The sequence below is a fragment of the Adonisia turfae CCMR0081 genome, assembly GCF_011009555.1.
Classification (GTDB): Bacteria; Cyanobacteriota; Cyanobacteriia; order Phormidesmidales; family Phormidesmidaceae; genus Leptothoe; species Leptothoe turfae.
In genome coordinates, this window is the sequence record NZ_QXHD01000004.1 from 980,065 (window position 1) to 1,002,102 (window position 22,038).

Annotated in this window: 14 protein-coding genes and 1 pseudogene; 10 read left to right on the forward strand and 5 right to left on the reverse strand. The window is 44.8% G+C overall.

What is annotated here, in order from left to right:
• Positions 1 to 478: 478 nt before the first annotated feature.
• Positions 479 to 1,894 carry a copper amine oxidase N-terminal domain-containing protein gene (locus tag DXZ20_RS08455; protein WP_163697595.1) on the forward strand — a complete coding sequence of 472 codons (1,416 nt, stop codon included), beginning with the start codon at positions 479 to 481 and terminating at the stop codon, positions 1,892 to 1,894.
• A gap of 266 nt (positions 1,895 to 2,160) precedes the next feature.
• Here DXZ20_RS08455 and DXZ20_RS08460 read toward each other — a convergent pair whose 3' ends face one another.
• The 4 genes from DXZ20_RS08460 to DXZ20_RS08475 form a co-directional block, all read right to left on the reverse strand.
• On the reverse strand, positions 2,161 to 4,692 hold the full coding sequence (locus DXZ20_RS08460; protein WP_163697597.1) for a CBS domain-containing protein: 2,532 nt from the start codon (positions 4,690 to 4,692) through the stop codon (positions 2,161 to 2,163).
• Between the two features lie 458 nt (positions 4,693 to 5,150).
• The gene (locus DXZ20_RS08465) at positions 5,151 to 9,029 is read right to left on the reverse strand and encodes an nSTAND1 domain-containing NTPase (protein ID WP_163697599.1); all 3,879 of its coding nucleotides are present in this window, start codon (positions 9,027 to 9,029) and stop codon (positions 5,151 to 5,153) included.
• Positions 9,026 to 10,750 carry an SIR2 family protein gene (locus DXZ20_RS38465; RefSeq protein WP_163697601.1) on the reverse strand — a complete coding sequence of 575 codons (1,725 nt, stop codon included), beginning with the start codon at positions 10,748 to 10,750 and terminating at the stop codon, positions 9,026 to 9,028. The genes DXZ20_RS08465 and DXZ20_RS38465 overlap by 4 nt, the downstream gene beginning before the upstream one ends.
• A gap of 681 nt (positions 10,751 to 11,431) precedes the next feature.
• On the reverse strand, positions 11,432 to 11,614 hold the full coding sequence (locus DXZ20_RS08475) for a pyridoxamine 5'-phosphate oxidase family protein (RefSeq protein ID WP_163697603.1): 183 nt from the start codon (positions 11,612 to 11,614) through the stop codon (positions 11,432 to 11,434).
• 136 nt (positions 11,615 to 11,750) lie between these two features.
• Here DXZ20_RS08475 and DXZ20_RS08480 point away from each other — a divergent pair.
• The 7 genes and pseudogenes from DXZ20_RS08480 to DXZ20_RS08510 form a co-directional block, all read left to right on the forward strand.
• Positions 11,751 to 11,870: pseudogene (locus tag DXZ20_RS08480) on the forward strand (class I SAM-dependent methyltransferase); the annotation flags it as partial.
• Between the two features lie 15 nt (positions 11,871 to 11,885).
• A complete protein-coding gene (locus DXZ20_RS08485) occupies positions 11,886 to 12,851 on the forward strand; it encodes an NAD(P)-dependent alcohol dehydrogenase (protein ID WP_163697605.1) in 966 nt (321 codons plus the stop codon).
• Positions 12,852 to 13,558: 707 nt separating this feature from the next.
• Positions 13,559 to 14,137: a DUF1997 domain-containing protein gene (locus DXZ20_RS08490; RefSeq protein ID WP_163697607.1), complete on the forward strand. Its 579-nt coding sequence runs from the start codon at positions 13,559 to 13,561 to the stop codon at positions 14,135 to 14,137.
• A gap of 214 nt (positions 14,138 to 14,351) precedes the next feature.
• Complete coding sequence (locus DXZ20_RS08495; RefSeq protein WP_163697608.1) at positions 14,352 to 14,849, forward strand: orange carotenoid protein N-terminal domain-containing protein; 498 nt, start codon at positions 14,352 to 14,354, stop codon at positions 14,847 to 14,849.
• A 273-nt stretch (positions 14,850 to 15,122) separates the two neighbouring features.
• Positions 15,123 to 16,502: an MATE family efflux transporter gene (locus DXZ20_RS08500; protein ID WP_163697611.1), complete on the forward strand. Its 1,380-nt coding sequence runs from the start codon at positions 15,123 to 15,125 to the stop codon at positions 16,500 to 16,502.
• A gap of 135 nt (positions 16,503 to 16,637) precedes the next feature.
• Positions 16,638 to 17,665, forward strand: a protein-coding gene (locus DXZ20_RS08505) for an IS630 family transposase (RefSeq protein WP_431732065.1) whose coding sequence is annotated in 2 segments (ribosomal slippage) — positions 16,638 to 17,067 and positions 17,067 to 17,665 — 1,029 coding nt in all. Because the reading frame shifts where the segments join, the coding sequence is not laid out codon by codon here.
• 238 nt (positions 17,666 to 17,903) lie between these two features.
• The gene (locus tag DXZ20_RS08510) at positions 17,904 to 18,689 is read left to right on the forward strand and encodes a superoxide dismutase (RefSeq protein ID WP_163668728.1); all 786 of its coding nucleotides are present in this window, start codon (positions 17,904 to 17,906) and stop codon (positions 18,687 to 18,689) included.
• A 101-nt stretch (positions 18,690 to 18,790) separates the two neighbouring features.
• Here DXZ20_RS08510 and DXZ20_RS08515 read toward each other — a convergent pair whose 3' ends face one another.
• Entirely contained in the window at positions 18,791 to 20,314 is a 1,524-nt protein-coding gene (locus DXZ20_RS08515) for a phosphomannomutase/phosphoglucomutase (protein ID WP_163697613.1), read from the reverse strand.
• Between the two features lie 268 nt (positions 20,315 to 20,582).
• Here DXZ20_RS08515 and DXZ20_RS08520 point away from each other — a divergent pair, with 268 nt between their 5' ends.
• Together DXZ20_RS08520 and DXZ20_RS08525 are read left to right on the forward strand one after the other, a co-directional pair.
• Positions 20,583 to 21,158 (forward strand): TetR/AcrR family transcriptional regulator, encoded by a 576-nt coding sequence (locus DXZ20_RS08520; RefSeq protein ID WP_163697615.1) that lies wholly within the window; start codon positions 20,583 to 20,585, stop codon positions 21,156 to 21,158.
• Between the two features lie 67 nt (positions 21,159 to 21,225).
• Positions 21,226 to 22,005, forward strand: a complete 780-nt coding sequence (locus tag DXZ20_RS08525) for an SDR family NAD(P)-dependent oxidoreductase (protein ID WP_163697617.1) — start codon at positions 21,226 to 21,228, stop codon at positions 22,003 to 22,005.
• Positions 22,006 to 22,038: the final 33 nt, after the last annotated feature.

Sequence of the window (22,038 nt, forward strand, 5' to 3'; positions counted from 1 at the left end):
ATAAGGTAAAACCCAAGGACATTCTATTATTTGTTACGAATTATGTATTCCTAAAGCCCTGATGATGTAAGGCTGACAGATAACAACTTTCAACGGAGACTTGCTGAAAACCCGGTATGCATAGGATTTACTCTCAATGTCACCGATATCCTGACAGTTGTTTGACGTCTACACATAATCCTCATCTTTTTATTCAGGTATTGATGGGGTGAAGGCACTATTGTTAACAGTCCCAATCTGTTATGGGCGTTTCGCGCCACCAGGATACGGATGGGAAAATAGATCCATAACATCATAGGTGAGGGGAGTTTGCTAGCAGATATTATCCCTCCACAGTATACATAGCAATCTCTTTAGCTATCCTACTACACGGAACCAGTATCGGAAGTACTATAGAGGTTGGGTTAGACGACAATTACCCGTCACAATAATTGACGTCTAATATGATGGAGATAGGTGTTGAAGGGGAGCTTATTTCATGAAGCCTCACAAAGGTATGACTTGCCTGGCATTGATGATAGCCACAACAGGGCCGATAATATCTGGATGCACTAAGTTTATTGACCAAGCTCAATTAGGTGTTGATAGGCATCCTTTGACGAACGAGAAAACAACCGAAGCTCACCAAATAATTGTTAATGATGAAGAGGTTGCAACTATTTCTGCTCAGCCAGATGAATTTGCAGGATATGTCCCAGTTATGCCTATTGTAGAGGCGCTGGGAGGAACATATATTTGGGATAAAGCGACTCAAACTATTACTGTTGAGCAACAAGATGAGATGGGCCTCACATTTAGAGTTGGGGATCTAAATGTGATACGAAATGGATATCCACTTCGTATTCGTGAATCCCCCCAAATAATTGATGATCAGGTTTGGGTGCCTGGATACAACTGGCTACCGGGGAGTGCCATATCTAGGATGTTTGACGTTGATTATGCCAACTGGGATCAGTCTGAGAAAGTATATCGAATCTATCGATTCCCTGAATCTGACCAGGTTCAGACCGATTTAGAAGATGCGGCTGTCGCAGCAGTGAAACAGTATCTTCAGGCACAGCACATTGAACTGACAAGATCTCCATCGGAATTGTCTCAATCACCACAGGACATTCTCATTAAGAGTGTACAGCAGCTTTCAGAGTTGGGTACAGTTAATAATGGCTTGGTAAAGGTAGTTGTTAGTTTTTCAACAACCTATCAGCCTATACCTGAAGAGGCTTGGTTGTTTAGCCAAGCAGGAAAGACACAGTATGAGCATAGCTATTTCCTCCGGATTAGAGAAGGTGAGCCTCATTTTGAACTGATTTCAGAGAAGTCAGATCGAACTGGACTCGGTGCTCCCATTCCGCTTTTAGATGAATCTGATTTTTCTCGAATTGCCGACGATTGGGAAGCAGAGAATTTTTATTCCCTTCCCGAGCTATTGGAGATACTTGACCATATGGTTACAGAAGTAGACCGTCCAAGCTTTTCGGAACTATTGACTAGAGTCACTACACAGAACTCATTTTATCTCTCAGAATTGGATGGCGAAGTGATATTTAGCTATTTTTCTGAGTCTGTTAGACGTAGTCCAGAGTGGGAGATATTTCTGGAGCTAGAGAACTCTAAAGATCCTACCTTTACAGTTCTGAGTGCATCTTCATTGGAAGACCAGATTACTGCAACTATCCTTGGCAACTGGACCGTAGATAGTGTCAATATGAGGCCTATTCTGTTGAATATTGAGTTATCTCAGAATAACAAGATTTGGAAAATTACTCGCATGGAAAATATTCGTCAATATAAGAATATCTATAGTCTAATGAGGCTAGAACCTCAGCTCTATGAAGAAATTGCTGAACAGTTTGTTTTTAGGAAAGAAACGGATATTTCTCCTTTCTACTTATAATCTCAGGCAATATGTGTCAGAGGCATGAGATTTATGGGGAGAGCGGGCTATACGTTCGGCAGCTAATCTAACTCGACAAGACGGGAAAGATTTTTTAGCACTTGTCCCGCAGGTACCGATTAAAACAGAAGTGCAGGCATTTCCATTAAAGCAAGCAATCGCAGCGAGCGGATATTAGATCTGCCTTTGGCTGTAATCACAAAACCTTGGATTGAAACAACATGACTCAAAGATATTCTCATTTTATCCGGAAGGTAGCTAGTTACTCATTCGGGAGTACGAAGTACCTTGTGTAAAGTGTTGAGCAAAGACTCTGTAGCATAGGGCTTGAGTAAAAACGACTCGACATCAATACTAAGGGTGGTGGCTAGATTACTATCCGAAGGCAAGCCACTAGTGGCAATAATCTTTACCTGAGGATTCATTTTTTGTAAGGTTTTGATAGCAGTGGGGCCATTCATTTGGGGCATCATCATATCCATTAAGACCACTGCAATATCTTGTTGGTGTTCAGCAAAGGTGGCGATCGCATCAATCCCATCATAGGCTGTTAAGACTTCGTAGTGATAGGTTTCTAACCATCGTTTAGTCACCTCACGGATAGGAGCTTCATCATCTACCACCAAGATTAACTCCCCTTGCCCCTGAGGTAAGTTCTCTTCGACAGTGGGTAACGTCTCAGAGGCCTCAGACGCTGGCAGATAAATCTGAAATCGACTCCCTCGGTCAACTTCACTGTAAATCTTTAAAAATCCACCGTGGCTTTTAACAATGCTGATAGCGGTAGAGAGTCCCAATCCGGTACCTTGACCCAATTCTTTGGTGGTAAAAAAGGGATCAAAAATCTGATCGATAATGTCTGGTGAAATACCTTCACCGGTATCCTCTACGCTAATGATTAAGTAAGAGCCCACATTGGCCTCTAAGTTCACCCGAGCATAGTTGTCATCGGCGTGAAAATTTTGGGCCACTACGGTCAACTTTCCTCCATTGGGCATAGCATCCCGAGCGTTGACACAGAGGTTCATCAATACCTGATGAAGTTGGGTCGCATCTCCATAAATGGTCCAGAGATCCGATTCAAGTCGGCTATTAATGCTAATCGATTTAGGAAACGTTTGCTGGGCTATTTGTAGCACCTCTCGAATGAGATGCTTGATCTGTAGTGCACCGCGTTCTCCTTCTAGACCCCGTGAGAACGAGAGCACCTGGTTAACCATATCAACCCCTCGCTGGGTACTCGATTGCAGTACCTCAATCAGCCGCAGTGCCTGGGTATTATCTGGGCGAATCAGCATCGGTAATAGCTTGGCAACTCCTAAAATTGGCGTCAGGATGTTGTTTAAGTCATGGGCGATACCACCTGCCAGGGTGCCAATGCTTTCTAGACGTTGGGCACGTAAGAACTGACGCTCTAGCTGTTTTTTGTCGGTGATGTCTGTATTGACAACCAAGATTGACTGGGGATATCCCGTATCCTCTTGCATGAGGGTCCAGCGGCTTGCGACTGTGATTTTTTGACCAGTTTTGGTCACCTGCTGGAGTTCTCCTTGCCACTGCCCTGTCTGATCGAGTGTTGTTTGGATGTCTTCAAATTCAGGCAGTGATTCACGATAGATTAGCTGATTAATGGTTTGTCCTAGGGCCTCGTCTACGGTCCACCCATATAAGCGTTCAGCGCCGCGATTCCAAAAGAGAATTTGTTGCTCAGGACCACGCACCATAATCGCATCAGTGGTCACATCCAGCAAAGCTGCTTGCGCCCGGATTGTTTGTTCGGCCTGTTGGCGCTCATGTTCCTTGGTGTCAAGTTCCTGTTCTAACTGGATAGTACAGTTCTGCAGCAGTCGGAGATTTTCTGTTTCTAACTCCGTCAGTTTATGTTGTAGCAGTTCTAAAATACCGTACATCTCCAATGGATCGAGTATCCTCAGAATATCGGTTTGAGTGATAACCCCCTGCAGCTCTCCCTGGTGGCTGGCTACTACCAAGCGTCGGACTAAGTGCGCCTGCATCTGTTGATGCACAGCCCAGAGCGAATCGTCTGGGTCCACCAGAAATAACGGGGTGCTCATGACTGCTTGCACCTCTAGTTGTTCTAGGTTAAATTCCATCATCCGAAACTGGACAATATCTCGCTCTGTAAGAATGCCAATCGGAAAGAGCTGCAAAGACTCTTTATCCTTATCCGAGGCCTGGCATGCTTCTGTAATCACAATGCAGCTGGTCTGATGCTCGGCCATCAGCTGAGCTAGCTCCATCACAGAGCTGTTGGGTGGTGCATGAATGACTTGTGTGCTCATCACCTCCTTAACTGACCGGATTCTCAGCAAATCACTGGGTTCTAAGATTTCACGAATACTACGAAGCGTGACAATACCCAGGAGTTGGTCTTGTTCATCGAAAATCGGTAGATGACGAATCCGATGCTCACGAATCAGATTCAGGGCGACAAAAATGTCTTGATTGCCTGTTATTTTGAGCGAGATTACCGACTGGGTCATGACGTCGGCAATGGTTAGATCGTCTTGTATCCTCCCATTGGCGATTAGAGTGACCACATCTCGCTCGGTAAAGATACCTAATAATTGCCCATCCGTCATGATTAGGACACAACTCGACTGTTTGGCCTTAGCCGCAGGAGGCTGCGTATTCGTTGCCGGTTCACCAAAGTTGCAATGGTTAACCCAAGCCTGATTCATCAAGCGGATGACCTCGGCAAGCGACGTAGATGGTTCGACAATCAGGGGCTCAGAATCAATTGCCTGTGACAGCATAAGGGGGGCGGGATTGCTCATTGGCTCAAGAAGAAGGTTGAAGGGGGCTCGAGTCGATGGGGTTGAGCTGTTGAGTTAGCCTAGGGGCATCTCAGAGTTGCGTTATGGCGGATAAAGTCTCTGGTTAATGTCCTTCTTAGATCATAGGTAAGGGGATAGTAGGCTGAGGAAGCAGTATATTTAGAGCCTGTTCGGACGTTGAATCCTGGGGATGGATAACGTTTGCTCTAGCTAGAGTTTGTCTATGGGCGTTGAAAAAATAAATTCACATGAATCCAGATTTACATAACTTATCTTAAGTAATCCTACATAGTTCAGAGGAAGAGTGTAAGGATGTTAAGTTTTCTAAACCACTATAAACGACACTGGCAACAAGCCTTGAGAGAATTTTAGAGAATCTAGCAAGCTATCGCACCCACCTGATCCGAATCAGAGCTAGAGGTGCAAACTAATTTGTCAGCTACCATGTTTGGAATTATCTAATGCTCCTTTATTTTATTGAGATATTCTCGATATTTTGAAGACAAGCCATATCTAATCGAGCCAGGCCCTTGTCCCGGATCGGTCATTTTAAGAAAACCTAGCAGGCGTAGTGTTTCTAGACGATAATAAGTTCCCTCATCACCCTTAGGCTTATTCAACGGTGTAGAAATATCTTCCTCAGCCGTATCTTTCTGGTCAGCATCCCTTTCCGCAATGACTTGCAAAACATATTTCTGACCCGAAAATAGCTGAGCTAGTTTGACTCGAAATTCACGCTCCAATTCACTGACTTCTTGTACGCGTACCCTTTCTGCCAAAGTACCTTCGCCAGGAGGCAGGTTGGAACAGGTCTGCTCATAGGGAATATCAGGCCCCATAAACCATTGCCATTCCTTCTGGGTCAAGTTACGCTGCACCTTCTCACAGACCATATCGGCAAGTTGATCTGTGTCGATGATCCAATGGCGAACAGTATTGTCGTAGCTTCCTGAAATCAGTGTCTTACTGTCGGGATAGAACGCAACTGAAGTGACACTTTGTTCATGCCCTCTCAAAACAATGGGATCTTCATCTAAGTGGCGGAGGTTCCACATCCTGATGGTTTTGTCATAACTACCAGAGACCAGTCTTTTACCATCTGGGCTAAAAACCACTGAGCTCACCCAAAAATTATGTTCTTCAAGCTCTTTTAGGAGTGTAGGATGTACCTCGGTTTGGCTCAGATCCCATAATCTAATCGTTCGATCATCACTCCCTGAAGCGAGTGTCTGGCTATTTGGACTAAACGCTATTGACCAAACCCGAGCACTATGACCCTTTAGCACTATAGGAGCAACATTGGGTTGTTCATATAGTGAATCCCAGGACAGCCCATCCGTTTTACGTAGATCTAATAGTTTAATAGTTTTATCATAGCTAGCCGAAGCCAGCATTTGTCCATCCTGACTAAATGCGACTGATGTCACACTTTCTGATGCATGGGTCTCCATCTCTTCATGCTTCCACAAAATTGTGTCAATGGTTTGACCAGTAGCATCAGAATTTAACAGATCCCATAGTCGTACGGTGCCATCTTTTGACCAACTACCAGAGGCTAACCATCGACCGTCTGAACTAAACGCAACAGAACTGACCACGTCAAGATGGCCTCTAAGAATTTCAGGTTGTTGTACAGGGTTTTGAAAATCTCTCCAGAGTTTTATGGTTTGATCTTTACTACCTGATGCCAGCATTTGACTGGTTTGATCAAAAGCAACTACAAAGACCTTGTCATCATGTTCTCCAATGACTCTAGGTTGCACGTTTGGGTTACTCAGATCGTATAGTCTCACTGTCTTATCCCAACTACCTGAAGCTAACCAATGGCCATCTGGACTGACGGCGACTGATACAATATTATCTGTATGTTTTCCTATAATCCGAGAAATTTCCTTAGATGGATATAAATGCCAGAGTCTAATGGTTTTGTCCCAGCTACTAGAGGCTAATAGTTGATTGTCAGGACTAAAGGCCACTGCACTAACACCATAACTGTGACCTTTAAGTCTTTCTTTTAAGCGGCTAACTTTTTGATTGACAGCCGCCAGTTCCCATAAGCATATGGTCTGATCTTCACTACCTGAGGCTAACCACTGTCCATCTTGACTAAAAGCCACCGAATGCACACTGTCTTTATGAGCAAGTAATGTTTCGAGTTCTTCTACCTGTTTAAGATCCCTTAGATCCCAAAGAACAATATTCTTGTCCTCTCCTCCTGAAGCTAACCATTGTCCATCTGGGCTAAAAGCTACTGAACGCACTACATCAGCATGACGTATTAGGACTTTAAGGCATGTATTGTCACGAATATCCCAAAGATTGACTAGTTTATCTTTGCTACCGGAAGCAAGCAAATAGCCACTCTGTCTATCTGGACTAAACGCAACAGCTTTAACAGCCGCTTGATGGCCCCTGAGAACGGCTACAGGTTCATCTTCTGATTGATTGTCTAAATTCCAGAGTTTGATTTTGCCGTCATCACTACCGGACGCTAATATTGTTCCATCCCAGTTAAAGGCTACTGACGTAATATTTTGATCATGGTGACCCAAAATTCGAGATGACAAATTAGATTGGTCTATATTTGACCATAAATGGATCGTACAATCAGCACCACTAGCCGCTAAAATCTTACCATCTGGACTAAACGCGAGCGTGTGAACATCGTGTTGCTGATTTTGCAAAATCTGAGGTGGATGAACGGTCGGTGAACGATGAAGATCCCACAGCCGAATAATACCGTTATAATCAGCTGAAGCTAGCATTTGAGGATTTTTGGGATTAAAGGCAAGGGCAGCAAAGCCAAACACACCTTTCTCATGGCTTCGCAGAATGTTACTGAAATATGAAATGGAGAGTATTTCTCGTAACGCTTCATCAATTTGATAAAGAACTTTGTTGCGCTCTCGCTTATAAAAGCAATAAGCTTGGCGAACCAATAAAGCAGCTTTCTCATCCTGCATAGATTTGATCTGACGTATCGACTGAGCTGGCAGACCTTCTTTAATCGCAAGGTTACGGCGATATTTTTCTTCATCTAGTAAGTATTGCTTGCGCCAGTCTAAAATTGGCTGAGCTAGAACATCATGAAAAATTTCATAACGCTCAGAATATGCATCAGATGATTTGCTAGTAGTTCGAAGAAGGCGTTGTTTTCCACTTGTTAGTTTCTCTAGTAATCTTCTTAGCCGAGTTTCAGGCCATTCTGTAATTCCGATTAAATCCTTTAAAGGATAAGCAATCTTACTTCCAGAAGGCGTTACCAGATATTGAAAAATCCTTGCTATAACCACCAACGACGCTTCACCTTCCTCTTTCCGTAACAGGTCCATCTGTCGGCTGAGATGGTCACTGACAATTTTTTCAGCTCCCCCCATATCAAACAATGTTTGTAGTCTTAAAGAATTTGAACGCTTATTTTCTATTTCCTTCTTCCAAAGGTATTCCATTACCAGTTGCAAATAAGGAGCTTCAATCTGCTTCTCCAACTCCACTCTAGATTCCTTAGAAATACCACGACCATCACTACCGCCAAAGAACTGACTAACTTGATCAACGACAACCTTGACTAAGCTATCTTCAAGGGTAACTGTTGTTTTATCAGGTGATTGACGATTATAGACTTCAATCGGTTTGGAAATCGCATCATAGGCTGACTTGGCATCGAGATGGTCAATACGCAAGTAATTACTGAATATATTTGGGATACTTACCTTAAATCGATCTAGCTTTGCTAAAGCATCTTCACGGATAGAAATTAGAAAATTAACGGAGAGATCAGGACGATTAATGGCCCGAGGAAACTCCTCAGCAAATGTGCCCTTTCCTTTTTCATTAGGGTGATATAAAAAATACTCTTCAAACTGATCGAGAATGATAAATAACTCACCGCCACCCCCATTTTCGTTGAGACGTTCTGCCCAACTTTCTAGCATTTGATTAAATCTTAATGATGGTGATAATGCTTCAAAGGTTTTTCCATTGAGCAGACTTTTAATTTCTTTTTCTATATGCTGAGTCAATGCTTCTAATGGGTTATCTTGCCAGGCATTAAATACAACTACGGCAAATTCAGGTGCACCAAACTCTACCAAATTCTTTCTTGCATCTTGTTGGAGATGATAAGCAACACCTGCCCGTAGCAGAGAACTCTTGCCTACACCACTAGCGCCGTAGAGCAACGTTAGTCTGGTCGCCATCAAATTATCAGCGACAACTTCCCACTCGCTCGCACGACCAAAGAAGAAGGGGGCATCGGTTTCAGAGTAATGGGCTAATCCTTTATAGGGAAGGGAAGATAGATCTGTGTTAGATATGCGGTTGCTGGCTCCACTCATAAATCCTGTCTCCTTTTAGCAGGGATATTCTTTACCCTCCGGTCTAGCTCAGCAATGTAGTCTTTTAGAGGCCAATCATGTACAACGATGTTGTAACTCTGCCAAAGCTTCTGAGCTAAGGGTCTTGGGCTTGCCTGGACCGCCCACCAGGCATCTCTTTTTTTTAGCCCCAAATTTTGCCAAATCCGGTGTAAGATAATCCGCTGATTCCAGTTACCCAAGAGATACCCTAAAAATAATACGTTCGTTCTTTTAGTACGTAGTTTTCCAAGTATTTTAGCGGGTAGTAAACTAGAGAGATCTCTAGAAACCAGATATTCGATATAATGCTCTTCAGTAATGACTAAACTCTCCCCTTCACTAATTTGATCTGCAGTGCCATAAAGTTTGAGTATTACGGGTCTTTCATCAAATGAGAGACCTTTATATTTATTGGGCTCTTGAATTTCTTGAGGGGGACCATCGGGTGGCTGATGTACAAATTTATCTCGCTCTTGGGCATCAATAGTGTTGGAATAAAATACTAAATCAAACGGCTCATTAGCATCTTCAAATGCTTGTTCTAATGCCCGGTCATAGTTGGTGGTCACGATGAGTGGATAGGGGGGATAATATCCCTTATCTCGCATGATAGCTGGCAGCCTGGCAAAGAACCGATGTAATTGGTTTGGCTGGCAACCGAGTTCAAGGCATTGCAGTCGGTCATACAGCTCACCTTCTTTCGTCAAATATGCATATTGAGATAAATATTGGAGCAGTCCTCCGCCCACATGCAAACGTCCTTTACCTTCACTGTCGGGATAGATTAAAATTGCATGCTCATGAATGACCTCATTAATCAGAGGATATTCTGTCGGTAATTCATCAGCATTGATCTCTGAGTCTTGATGAGCCAGCAGACGAATAACTTTTTCTGGCTGTGGCGGAAAGGTTTTGGCCAGATAGGCAGCGAGTTCTTTACCTGATGGTGGGTAGGGGCATTGAGGTCTCCAGGGTTCAAATTCGCCATCGCCTTGAATGGAGCGATCGCACAAATTAATATCCGATCCTAGAAAAGGAACTACTCGACCAGCAGTAATCGCTTTTATAAGAGACTCGTAGTGAGCTTCCGAGCTTTCTGAGCCAGAATTTTCAGTTATGTTAGAGGGAGCTAAAAGCGACTTCCTCCCCTGATGAAGGACAGGCGTTAAATGTTCTGGCACCCCTACTAGCTGAATAGCAGTACAGCCTGACTTGTAAGCAAATTCAACTGAACGATCGGCACCTAAAGCGCCATAGAAACCGACAGCAAATTCGATGGCAGCTGTATCACTAATAGCTTGCTCCATGCCAATCACATAGAGGACATGTTTAGCAATTTCCTCAGCCTGTATCTCTGAGTAGCAACCATTGAGAACAACACACTCCAACTTTTCAGAGAATAGATTACATAAGGCAGCTAACGCTTCACCACTGACTAGCTTTGCCTGTCCGACTGTATCCTCAAAAATAAGTCCCTGGTCTTCTACGCCATATCCACAAAAATGAACAATTTGCGGCTCGACGTCTAACATTGCTTGCTGAATGTCTCGTGGACGTACGGCCCATCGCTGAAAAAGTTCAAACTGGTTATGATGTTTAGATCGCCGCAGACCCTCATCAATCTCCCGCACTTCTTCTTCCAGTCTGGTAGGCGAAGTACCAGTGGGATTTGCTGCCAAGATAAGAACTTTTCTAGCCATCTAAACATCTCCTGTAACTATTTTTTCAAGCGCACACTTGTCAGCGACCTGAAGAAAATATCAAAGATCTGCTTGTGCTAGGTTTTAGGCTTTAAACTTATCTAAACTGCACTTAGAGACACCAAAACATCATCCTAAAAGCACTAAAGCTAACTCTTAGGGGTTTCCATTAAGATGTAGATTTATATCAGAAAAAATGAAAAAGCTTAGTAGATCGATTGTTCGCTACTAAAACTATATATCGACCGACGGGGCCTTATCATCTTCCTCAAAAATACTTAACTCAAGCCATCCCTAAAACTTTAAAGCTGGCATGATTCCTTTTTCATGGTGATCCTTGGGGGGTATAAAAATCTCTATCCAACCCAGAAATAATGGGCAGGGATAGACGAAACACTGACTTGTTGCAGCGTCTGGTCTAAATTTAAACCAGGATTTAAACCATAAAACATCTTTTGAGCAGCCGCCCAGGGAGTCCGGTTAGGTCAAATGGGTGTTGTTCACGATTTGGGTTTAAGCCCATCGGTGCCCTTGGCTTTGAGGCCCCCTATCCAATCCCAGAGCAAAATGTCGATGCCTGGATGGTGCGATCGCTACAGCCAAATATAATTACATTTGATTCCCATGACTAAAGTTATGAAGCTTATACTCGCAAAATACCTTATCGGCTGATATCAGGTGTTACTCAGATAAAACTGCGGCCATGCCCCCCATGGAAAGTCCCTTGATTTGCGCCCAGTCTTCACACTCGCGATCAACTGTCAGAGAGACCTTATTGCAACGCTGGATATTTTGCACTTTCTGGCATGCGTGCCCAGTCATGAAATAGAGCTTGAAACCATCATTAGCGTAAGCAAAAGCCATGACGAACCTATGAGGATAGTTGTTCTTAATACTTCAAATCTCTGACTGCTTCACAAGTTCTTCAAGTTCTTTTTCTAGCCTTAAGCGGGAGGCTCGGTCTGATCAGAGATTACATGGCTTTTAAAGACACTCGCCTTTAAAGACACTCACTTTTCAAAAAATTGCTATTTTTGGAGCCAATCTGGGTGCTTTCTCAAGGGGTGTTCAGTTAACCACTGAAGACTTTGAAATGCTAGTGATAGCTGAGAAAATGTAAATTTGGAGAAATCCCATGAAAGCGATCGTATATACCAAGTATGGCCCGCCAGATGTTCTACAGTTAAAAGAGGTCCAAAAACCGGCTCCCAAAGACGACGAAGTCCTGGTTAAAATCCATGCGGCAGCCGCAAATCCATTGGATTGGCATTTTATGAGAGCCTCACCATTTATTATCCGTTTCATCTCTGGGTTGCTAAAACCAAACCCCAAAAATAGGATGCTCGGAGCAGATATTGCCGGGCTAGTTGAAGCAGTTGGCCCAAACGTTAAGCAGTTTAAGGTGGGTGATCAGGTGTACGGAGAGATCTCTAGGGGAGGTTTTGCTGAGTATGGGTGTGTTACTGAAGATAAATTAGTGCTAAAACCGGCCAAACTATCGTTTGAGCAAGTAGCTGCCGTCCCGGTTGCAGGCCTTACCGCTTTGCAGTGTTTGCGCGATCAAGGGCAGATCCAGTCAGGGCAAAAGGTTTTGATCAATGGTGCATCGGGTGGTGTGGGCACGTTTGCCATACAGATTGCCAAGTTTTTTGGAGCAGTTGTGACTGGTGTATGTAGCACACAGAATCTGGACACGGTACGAGCGCTTAGAGCAAACCAGGTCATTGACTACACCCGTGAAGATTTCACCCAAACCGGGCAGCTGTATGATCTGATTTTAGATAATGTCGGCAATCGTTCGATTTCAGATATTAAGCGTATAGTGAGCCCTAATGGCACCTATCTCTTAAATGCCTATGCTCCAGCTTTGATGTTGCAATTGATGCTGCAACCAGGGAAATCAAAGACTGGAGGGCAGACAATGCGCAACACGGATATTACCAAAGCAAACCAGAGTGACCTGGAGTTTTTGACAGAACTGCTTGCAGCCGACAAGATTGTACCTGTTATCGATAGAGTTTACCCTTTGAGCGAAGTTGCAGACGCCATCAGATATTTAGAAACAGGGCATGTCCGAGGAAAAGTTGTCATAACTTTGTAAGCTTGGAGCCGTTTGCATGAAAGCGATTGTATACACTCAACAGGGATCACTGAATGTGCTCCGGCTAAAGGATGCAGAGAGGCCCACGCCCAGATAGAAGACTCTATAACTTAGACCAAAACCCGAGATCTTTGGATAACAACAGATCGGAGGTATACCTCATATCCAAAGGGTCTCAGAATCATTATGGTCTCTTTAGTAGAGAGTTCTATTCTTGTCATCACAAAAGAGAATTGTCAGAACAACTCTATGAATATTGAGTATATGTGGGGAAATGATTCAGTTAGATAGCTCTGAGTAATATAAACACTACTCAAATTCTGACCCACGTGGAGAACCGTAATTATAGAAGCCGGATAACCGAAGTATCTGTATAGCCATTAGAAATAGACATTTGTACGGGTTTCCACCCTCTATCTTCCAAAGGACGGCTAATTAGAATAGCTAATGTAAGTGTTTACTAAACGTAATAAATTGAGGCCGCTACGATGCCTTTGATGACCTTTGCAACTTTTCTGCTATTCCTTTGGTCGATTGGAATTGCGCTGGATCAATTTTCCAAACAAGAATCCGCCGAAAAAGCCTTATAAAGGCTCAATGTGAGGAAAAGTGCTCATAAACACGTTCATATCAGAAAAGATTTACCTCAATCCAAAATGTTTGGATGAGTAGCTTGAACAATATTTAGATAGATTTGGAGTCTTGCCATGCAACATTTCCACGTAACCCAAACGCTTAGGATGAACGTGCCCAACGAAGCAACTTCGATTGAGCACTATCTGTGCCAGCCTCAGCGTCTGGTTCAAGCGATTACTGATTCTAGCCGAATTCAACAGTTAGCCCCATCTCACTTTCGCTTGCGGCTTCGCCCCTTGCAATTCATGATGTTACGGTTTGAGCCTATTGCTGACTTGCAAGTCTGGACAAATCCTGATGGGACACTTCAGTTGCGATCGCTAAATTGTGAGATTCGAGGTGCAGAACGCCTGAATCAGTCTTTCCATCTAGAATTATCTGGCAAACTGCAACCTCAGCGTCAGAAAACAATCACCGAGCTAATCGGAAAAGCAGACTTAATGGTGCAAGTAGAAATACCGCCTACTCTCAAACTGTTTCCTGAGCAAGTTTTGCAGACAACTGGCAAGGCATTTCTCAATGGCATCTTGTTGACCATCAAGTCTCGGTTAGAACGTCAACTTGTTCAAGATTATCGTCGCTGGGTCAGAGCCAATCAGGATAGTCAAATATCTCCTCTAGCTACTTCAGTAGGCAGTCTTGCTAGCTAAGTCATACAGCGTTGGCATACTTGGTGGCATGGCAGGTATGACGTTACCAGGTCGGGGCGATCGCGTCATCAACTGGCTCCATCGGAATGACATTGTTGACACAATTGAATTTACTCAGTTCGAGGACTCAAGACCAGAACCAAACAATTGCAATGTAAATTTACATTGCGTTACAATAATTCACAAAGAATTTCAGATTCTAGGAACCCACCCCATGACTATTGCTGCTGACAAGCCAGTTTACTCTAATATCTTTGCCGCTGTGCCCGATGCGGTGGCCTCCATCCAAAGACTACCTGTTGACGACCAACTAGGTCTCTTATGGGTTCTATATGAAAACATGGGAGGCTTAGTAACGCCTGCAGCTTCCGGTGCAACAGATCGGATCAAGCTAGCCGGAAATTTAATCTATCAAGTGGCTAATCTATCCCATGAAGAGCAGCTACAGTTTATGCGCGATTTGGTGGTAGGAACTAACAACGCCATAACTCGCGATTACGGATGCCTGACTAGCAACAACAAATTGGCATTTTGGTATCAGTTGGCCGAGTGGATGCGCTCCGGAGATGTCATTCCGGTACCACAGGACTATCAGCTCTCTGCACCAGCAATGGCAGTCCTGAATAAGCTCATAGCCCTGGGCTTTAACCAACAGATTGCAGTCCTACGCCTAATCGTTGGCAAGATGGGCATTAATCCCTTAACAGCTTAACCGTCTGCTTAAGCGATTACTTATTTCCCAACAAGCAAGTCAATGCTCACTAGCAACATCAGATCATGCAAATTCATTGGCCGCAATTCCTTTTGAAAATTCTGTTCTGGTTAAGTGCAGAAATAGCATTGACTTGCTTAGGCTTGGACGATTTGGCTGACTACAGCGAGTTTCTCCTCCAAGATCGTAATAATTGCTCATCACCCGCAACATCTGTTGAGCTTGTCACTTCAATTTGACAGCTCACATCATGCCAAACACTCCAACTTAATAATGCAGTCTTCTCTCACAACAGGTCGAGTTCCGCTTCAGCTCCTCAAGCTATCACTTCCCATGGTTTGGGGTGTCTTGGCAGTATTAGCGTTTAGTCTGGCTGACACGTACTTTATTGCTCAATTGGGTACAAATGAACTAGCAGCTATCAGTTTTACCTTTCCAGTCGTGTCTATTTTGGCGAGCGTAGCCATGGGCTTAGGCACAGGGGCGGCCTCTGTCATTGCTAGAGAAATCGGTAAAGGGAATCGGCAAACGGTACAGCGCCTGACTACGGATAGTTTACTGCTATCTTTCCTTATTGTTGGGATTCTTGCTGCTCTTGGCTTGATGACAATTACGCCTTTATTTACAGCTTTGGGAGCTGGCTCTGTCCTCCTGCCAATGATTCGCGACTACATGGGTATTTGGTATTTAGGCATGGTTTTCCTGGTTGTTCCCCTGGTCGGTAATAGTGCCATTCGTGCTTCCGGTAACACAATGGTTCCTAGCCTGATTATGACGTTTGCTGCAGCTGCTAACATTGTGGCCGACCCACTGCTCATATTTGGTTGGGGTCCGTTTCCAGCCTTAGGTATTCAAGGGGCTGCCTTGGCAACAGTGCTTTCACGTGCGGGTACTCTCGTCGCCTCTCTTGCCTTCCTTCACTTCCGAGAGCGCTTATTGCTATTTACCTTGCCAAGTTTGGCAACATTAGCAAAAAGTTGGTATCGCCTTTTATTTATTGGTGTGCCTGCAGCCGCAACTAATCTAATTTCCCCCTTGTCTGTCGGAGTTATCACAGGTTTGATTGCTCGTTATGGAGCTGAAGCCGTGGCTGGTTTTGGGCTAGCATCACGGATAGAAGCCGTGGCGCTAATTGTACCTTTGGCAATTTCAGCCAGTATTGGTCCTTTTGTTGGGCAAAATTGGGGTGCTCAGAGATATGACAGGGTGAAGCAAGCGCTCCAACTCAGCTTCTATTTCTGCCTGGGCTGGGGAGTTATCATCAGTATCTTACTGGCAATGTCGTCATCTCAAGTCATTGCTTGGTTTGATGGTAACCCTGACGTTATCTCCAGTGCTAATATTTATTTGACACTTGTGCCTATTAGCTATGGTGCCCTAGGAATTGTTTTGACGGCTAGTTCGGCATCTAACGCTTTGGGAAAACCAGCTCCAGCTATGGGAATGTCGTTATCTCGGTTGTTGCTTCTTTATATTCCCTTAGCTTATTTGGGTAGTCAGTTATTTGGCATCGCCGGTATTTTTGGTGCGGCCTGTCTGTCTAATGGAATAGTGGGTCTAGGAGCTTGGCTGTGGCAATCTCGCTGGATTAGTCCTCTCCCTAGAGCAACATCAGAAAAAATTTCAACTTTGCCAGAGGTTGTTGTTCGGTAACAAGAATTGTCTATAGTCATCCGTCTTGATTCTTGAGGGTAGATCGGTATGATCTGAGAAATTGTATTCATCAGAGCATGTTCCCCCCGTATCGTTATGAGTTCGGAGATACCAGTATCCAGTCAAACCGCAGCCATCGAAGAATTGAAAACCTTCATCAAGACGCAACGTGATGGTCGTCAGGTGAAGAAAGCCCTAGCAGTTAAACTGCTCTATCAGGGGCATACCTACGAATCGATTATCAGTATTCTCGACGTGTCGATGGGCTTCATTGCAAACTGGAAGCAGCGATACGAGGCCGAGGGACTCAGCAGCTTTGCACCGCGTCATAAAGGTCGTCAAAGCTATCTGAGTGCTGCTCAAAAGGCCGCTGTTATCGAGTGGCTCGGGACCAAAGCTATCTGGACACTGAATGAATTGGAGTATCACCTGGCCAGTGAATATGGGGTCAGCTATGAGTCCAAACAGAGTTACTACGACTTATTCGAGACCGCTGGTCTGAGTTGGAAGAAAACCAGCAAGGTCAACCCCAAAACCGATCCCGCTCTAGTGGCTAAAAAAAAGCCGACATCCAACGGCTATTGGCACGCTACCGCACCGAGATTGAATGTGGCCAAGTGAGGGTGTTGTTTGTCGATGAATGTCATCTGATGAGTGGGGATCTCGAAGGCTACGTTTGGGGACGTCGAAATCAGCGCGTTGAGGTCCCGATTGTCAATGAACGCGACCGGCAGACGTACTATGGGGCCTTGGACCTGCTAAGTAAACGCGTTTTCGTTGAGGCCCACGCTGCCGGCAATACGACCTGTACATTGGCCTATCTCAAGTTCTTGCAGCGTCAGTTTCCAAACCAGCGCTTGATTATTCTATGGGATGGAGCCAGTTATCATCGTTCTCAGGAGATTCAAGCGTGCTTAAACGAGCTCAATGAAGGACTGCCAGAATCCCAGTGGCGTATCCACTGCATTCGCTTTGCGCCCAACGACCCAACTCAAAATCCGATTGAGGATGTTTGGTTACAAGCCAAGACCTGGGTCAGACAGATGGCTGGATTGAAGCCGTCATTCACTGGCCTCAAAGCTCTATTTGAGCAGTTTTGTGCCCTGGAACTCTTTGACTTTCCCAAAATGCATATGTATGGAACATTCTCACCAATCAAATAGGAACGCTATATCTGCAAGTATCTTTTTTCATAGAGTTCCTTATTGTCTAGGAAAATCAGCGGCAATCTAAGTAAACGATCTTCAATCTGATAGATTTCCTGTCCAGAAGTTCCTGATAAGGTTTCAGTAAAGATTAAAAATTATTTTTTCATCAAGGTTCATTGTTCGTAACTCCAGTAATCATGGTGGGACCCTTGGCAGCGTGAATGAGCAGATGTGATTTCGCAGGGTATTCCCCATGAAACTTAAACGCTTATTTGTGTGGCTTTTTCCCGTTGCATTGGTAATGACTTTGCTATGGGGTAGCGCGCAGCCAGTGGCAGTTGTTGCGGCTACTAATGAAACAACAGGACAGATCCTGCCTCCTCTCAACAGGATTGCTGATCAAACCGCAACGAAGGAATTTACCCTTCCTCCGCTGCCCTATGCCTATGATGCACTGAATGACTATATTGATACCGAGACCATGACGGTGCACCATGACCGGCACCATGCTGGGTATGTCAGAAAATTGAACGGTGCGATCGCAAACTATCCCGAGCTACAGTCAAAATCTATAGAAGAGTTACTTAGTAACATAAATGACCTTCCCTTAAATATCCGTGCAACTGTGCGCAAGAACGGTGGCGGCCATGCCAACCACACCATGTTTTGGGAAATCATGACCCCCGACGGTCAGGGACGACCCACTGGAGCCATTGCCGCAGCTATCAATCAAGCATTTGGAGACTTTGAAACCTTCAAACAAACCTTTAATAGTGCCGGTAAAACTCGGTTTGGCAGCGGTTGGGTATGGCTAGTTTTAGACAGAAATGGTCGACTTACCGTGATGAACACTCCCAACCAGGACAGTCCTTTAATGGATGGCTACTACCCCATCATGGGCAACGATGTTTGGGAACATGCCTATTATCTAAAGTATCAAAATCGTCGAGGAGATTACCTCAACGCCTGGTGGAACGTCGTCAACTGGGATGAAGTCAATAATCGTCTGGAACGAGGCAAAGCCTATCTAGCAGGTTAAAAGGATTTATTCCCCCGATCTGTAGGCGATCTCCCCATAGCCCCAACGGGATGTACAGCAGTGCATCCCTACAGGTCTTTAAAGTTGTTTAACCTACATTTTTAAGAAAAGGCCGATAGATCCAAAGACTCAATACCATTGAAGAATATCAGCAGTTGTTCAGTAATTTGGGCAACCCCGTCTTCTACATTAGACTCAATATTTAAGGGCAATACAGGATCATGCAGAGAAAGGCGTAGTAAAAACCACCCGTCTTCTTCTGGAGAGGAACAGGCCACGCGGACACCTTCATAGTTATTCGGGACTAATGACCAATCATCCTGTTGCTCAACAAAGGTTTTAAGCTGACCAATGACACTCTCACCATAGGACTTAAACTCATTTACACCAATCTTGATACGAATCTCTCGACTTTCTCTTGGTTCTTTAAGAGTCGCGATCAAATCTGTCAGTGAGCGCCCAGCCTGTTTCACTTTAGCCAGCTCAATCAACAACTTACTCACCAGATACGCTCCATCATCAAGAAAGTAGTTCTCCCGCATGGCACCGTGGCCGGAGGTTTCAATCGCCAGCCAAGATTCTTCTCCAGTTTGGTTTAAGCGCACAGCTTCGGTAATGACATTTTTATAGCCACGCTTAAAGCGATGGTGTTTACCCCGTAAATCTTGTTCAATGAACTGAGCAAGCCCATCGGAGGTAATGGAGTCAGTCACGATGGTAGACCCTGGGTGTTCCTGTAGCACAATGGCAGATATCAGGGCAATCAGGCGGTTACGGTTCAGTTCCTGGCCTTGATGATCCACAGCAGCAGAACGGTCCACATCCGTATCAAAGATAATACCGAAGTCTGCTTCATTGGCTAATACTGCCTGGCAAATGGAAGCCATGGCATCGTGATTTTCAGGGTTAGGAATGTGGTTAGGAAACATGCCATCAGGCTCTAGGAACTGACTCCCGCTTGTGTCAGCACCCAGGGGTTCGAGCACTTTGCTGGCATAGAAACCACCGGCACCATTACCAGCATCGACAATAATTTTTAAGCCCTGTAAGGGTTGCTCAAAATGTTGAGGATGGTTAACGGCATTGCGAATTTTCTGAACCAGCTGATCGGCATAGACAGCAATAAAGTCACGGGTTTCAATAGTTCCAGCTCTGTCTACTAGTGAGAAGTCGTTTTGTTCAGCTAATGTCAGGATTTCAGTAATATCTGCCTTCGCAAGACCACCCTGGGCAGTAAAAAATTTCAGGCCATTGCGGTTAAAGGGCAGGTGACTGGCGGTCATCATAATGGCCCCATCACAGTCAAAGCCGGGGGTGACGGTGCTCATAAACATGGCGGGCGTAGAGGCCATGCTGACGTCATACACATTTGCACCAAGGCTAGCCATGCCATCCATCACACTTTGCATGAGAGTAGGCCCAGAGACACGGCTATCACGACCGACAGCAAGCTGCAGATCTGTCGCTGGCTTACTAAGTTTTGTGGCGAGCCAGGTGGTAAAGGCTTGCCCTAGCCGCTGAGCGATTTCTGGGGTGAGGTTAACGGGTTCGTTAGGAACACCGTCGATTGCAACACCACGGATGTCCGAGCCATTTTGAAGCTTTTTCCAGTTGAAATCTTGCATGGGAATGGGGGATCACTCAGGTTTGCATTGGGTCACCTTGAGTATGGCGGTTGGGATCGAAAATATGGAAAATTCACTGATTTTGTTAACTCGCGTAAGCTAAGTTGAAGAGACTCCCAAAAATCTCTTCCTACCATCTACAGCCCCAACCTGGGTTCTTATTTTTGTGCAGTCCCCGAATGATTAGGACTTGGCTCAACCTGGGTTGACCGCTTCATCCATAGCTTTATGGTTGACATCTATCTACTAGATGGTAGATACTTAAGCCATGGAAAAAAACACGGCTAAACGCATATTGGATGTTGCTCAAGATATGGTGCGTAATCGAGGCTATAGTGCCTTTAGTTATGCTGATATCGCACAGCAGGTTGGTATTCGCAAAGCTAGTATTCACTACCACTTTCCCTCTAAGGATGAGTTGGTGAAAGAGTTAGTCAAACGATATCGAGAGGAAATGGGAAAGGCGTGCGATCGCATTACCCAGTCCACGGCCAGCCTTGATCAGCAAATTGTCCAATTTGCCAATCTCTACCGCAATGGTCTAGAGGAGCATCAGATCTGTCTATGCGCCATGTTAGCAGCAGATTTCGAAGTTTTACCCCAACCTATTCGGGAGGAGATTCAAACCTTCTTTAGCCACACTGAGAACTGGGTCATAAACTTGCTCCAGCAGGGATGTGACAGCGGACATTGGGACTGTCATCCCTCAGTTGAACAGGAGGCAAAGGGGTTGATTGCGATGCTCCAAGGGGCACAGCTACTGGCTCGTTCATCAGCGGACAGTGTGGTTACCTTTGAGCAGGTTGTTTATCCACTGCTTACAGCAAAATTTGCCAAAGCCTAAATTTTTTGTCCTGTTATCTACCTTCTAGTAGGTATATTATTCACTATTTCCCCACAAGGAGCTCAACATGTTGCAGTCATTTGCAGATCAAAAACTCATTGTTATCGGTGGCACCAGTGGTATGGGTAAAGCCGTTGCCCGCATTGTTCTTGAAAATGGTGGTTCAGTTGTTTTAGTTGGTCGTCGTGCAGAAAAGTTGCAGGTCGCCGTTGATGAGCTGAAGGCCTATGGTCCTGTTATGGGAGAGCGTGCTGACATTTCGCAACTTGAGAAACTTCAGGCTTTAATTGCAAAAATTAATCAGGCCCATGCAGACGCTACATTGTTAGTTAATGCAGCTGGAGCCTTTCTCCCCAAACCATTCCTGGACTATGAAGCCGCTGACTATGATCTCTATCTAGATCTGAATAAGGCCACCTTCTTTATTACCCAGGCAGTGGCTCGAAACATGATTAAGCAAAACAACAAAGGTGCCATTGTGAACATTGGCTCTATGTGGGCTAAGCAGGCCATCCAGGCAACGCCATCTTCGGCGTATTCTATGGCCAAAGCGGGTTTGCATTCCTTGACCCAACATCTCGCGATGGAGTTAGCTGAGCACAATATTCGGGTGAACGCAGTCTCTCCTGCTGTGGTGGCAACACCTATTTATGAGGGCTTTATTCCCAAAGAGGATGTGCATGATGCCCTGCAAGGCTTTAACGGATTCCATCCCATTGGCCGCATTGGCACCCCTGAAGATGTAGCTGAAGCCATTGCTTTTTTATTGTCTGATAAGGCTGCTTGGGTAACCGGTGCTGTGTGGGATGTGGATGGCGGTGTGATGGCTGGGCGTAATCAATATTAACTCTGGTTAGATATTTTCTAGAAATTCGAGGAG

What these genes read in the sequence shown, in the direction of transcription:
- DXZ20_RS08455 (WP_163697595.1), top strand. Translation starts at nt 479, where the DNA reads ATGAAGCCTCACAAAGGTATGACTTGCCTGGCATTGATGATAGCCACA.
- DXZ20_RS08460 (WP_163697597.1), bottom strand. Translation starts at nt 4,692, where the DNA reads ATGAGCAATCCCGCCCCCCTTATGCTGTCACAGGCAATTGATTCTGAG.
- DXZ20_RS08465 (WP_163697599.1), bottom strand. Translation starts at nt 9,029, where the DNA reads ATGAGTGGAGCCAGCAACCGCATATCTAACACAGATCTATCTTCCCTT.
- DXZ20_RS38465 (WP_163697601.1), bottom strand. Translation starts at nt 10,750, where the DNA reads ATGGCTAGAAAAGTTCTTATCTTGGCAGCAAATCCCACTGGTACTTCG.
- DXZ20_RS08475 (WP_163697603.1), bottom strand. Translation starts at nt 11,614, where the DNA reads ATGGCTTTTGCTTACGCTAATGATGGTTTCAAGCTCTATTTCATGACT.
- DXZ20_RS08485 (WP_163697605.1), top strand. Translation starts at nt 11,886, where the DNA reads ATGAAAGCGATCGTATATACCAAGTATGGCCCGCCAGATGTTCTACAG.
- DXZ20_RS08490 (WP_163697607.1), top strand. Translation starts at nt 13,559, where the DNA reads ATGCAACATTTCCACGTAACCCAAACGCTTAGGATGAACGTGCCCAAC.
- DXZ20_RS08495 (WP_163697608.1), top strand. Translation starts at nt 14,352, where the DNA reads ATGACTATTGCTGCTGACAAGCCAGTTTACTCTAATATCTTTGCCGCT.
- DXZ20_RS08500 (WP_163697611.1), top strand. Translation starts at nt 15,123, where the DNA reads ATGCAGTCTTCTCTCACAACAGGTCGAGTTCCGCTTCAGCTCCTCAAG.
- DXZ20_RS08510 (WP_163668728.1), top strand. Translation starts at nt 17,904, where the DNA reads ATGAAACTTAAACGCTTATTTGTGTGGCTTTTTCCCGTTGCATTGGTA.
- DXZ20_RS08515 (WP_163697613.1), bottom strand. Translation starts at nt 20,314, where the DNA reads ATGCAAGATTTCAACTGGAAAAAGCTTCAAAATGGCTCGGACATCCGT.
- DXZ20_RS08520 (WP_163697615.1), top strand. Translation starts at nt 20,583, where the DNA reads ATGGAAAAAAACACGGCTAAACGCATATTGGATGTTGCTCAAGATATG.
- DXZ20_RS08525 (WP_163697617.1), top strand. Translation starts at nt 21,226, where the DNA reads ATGTTGCAGTCATTTGCAGATCAAAAACTCATTGTTATCGGTGGCACC.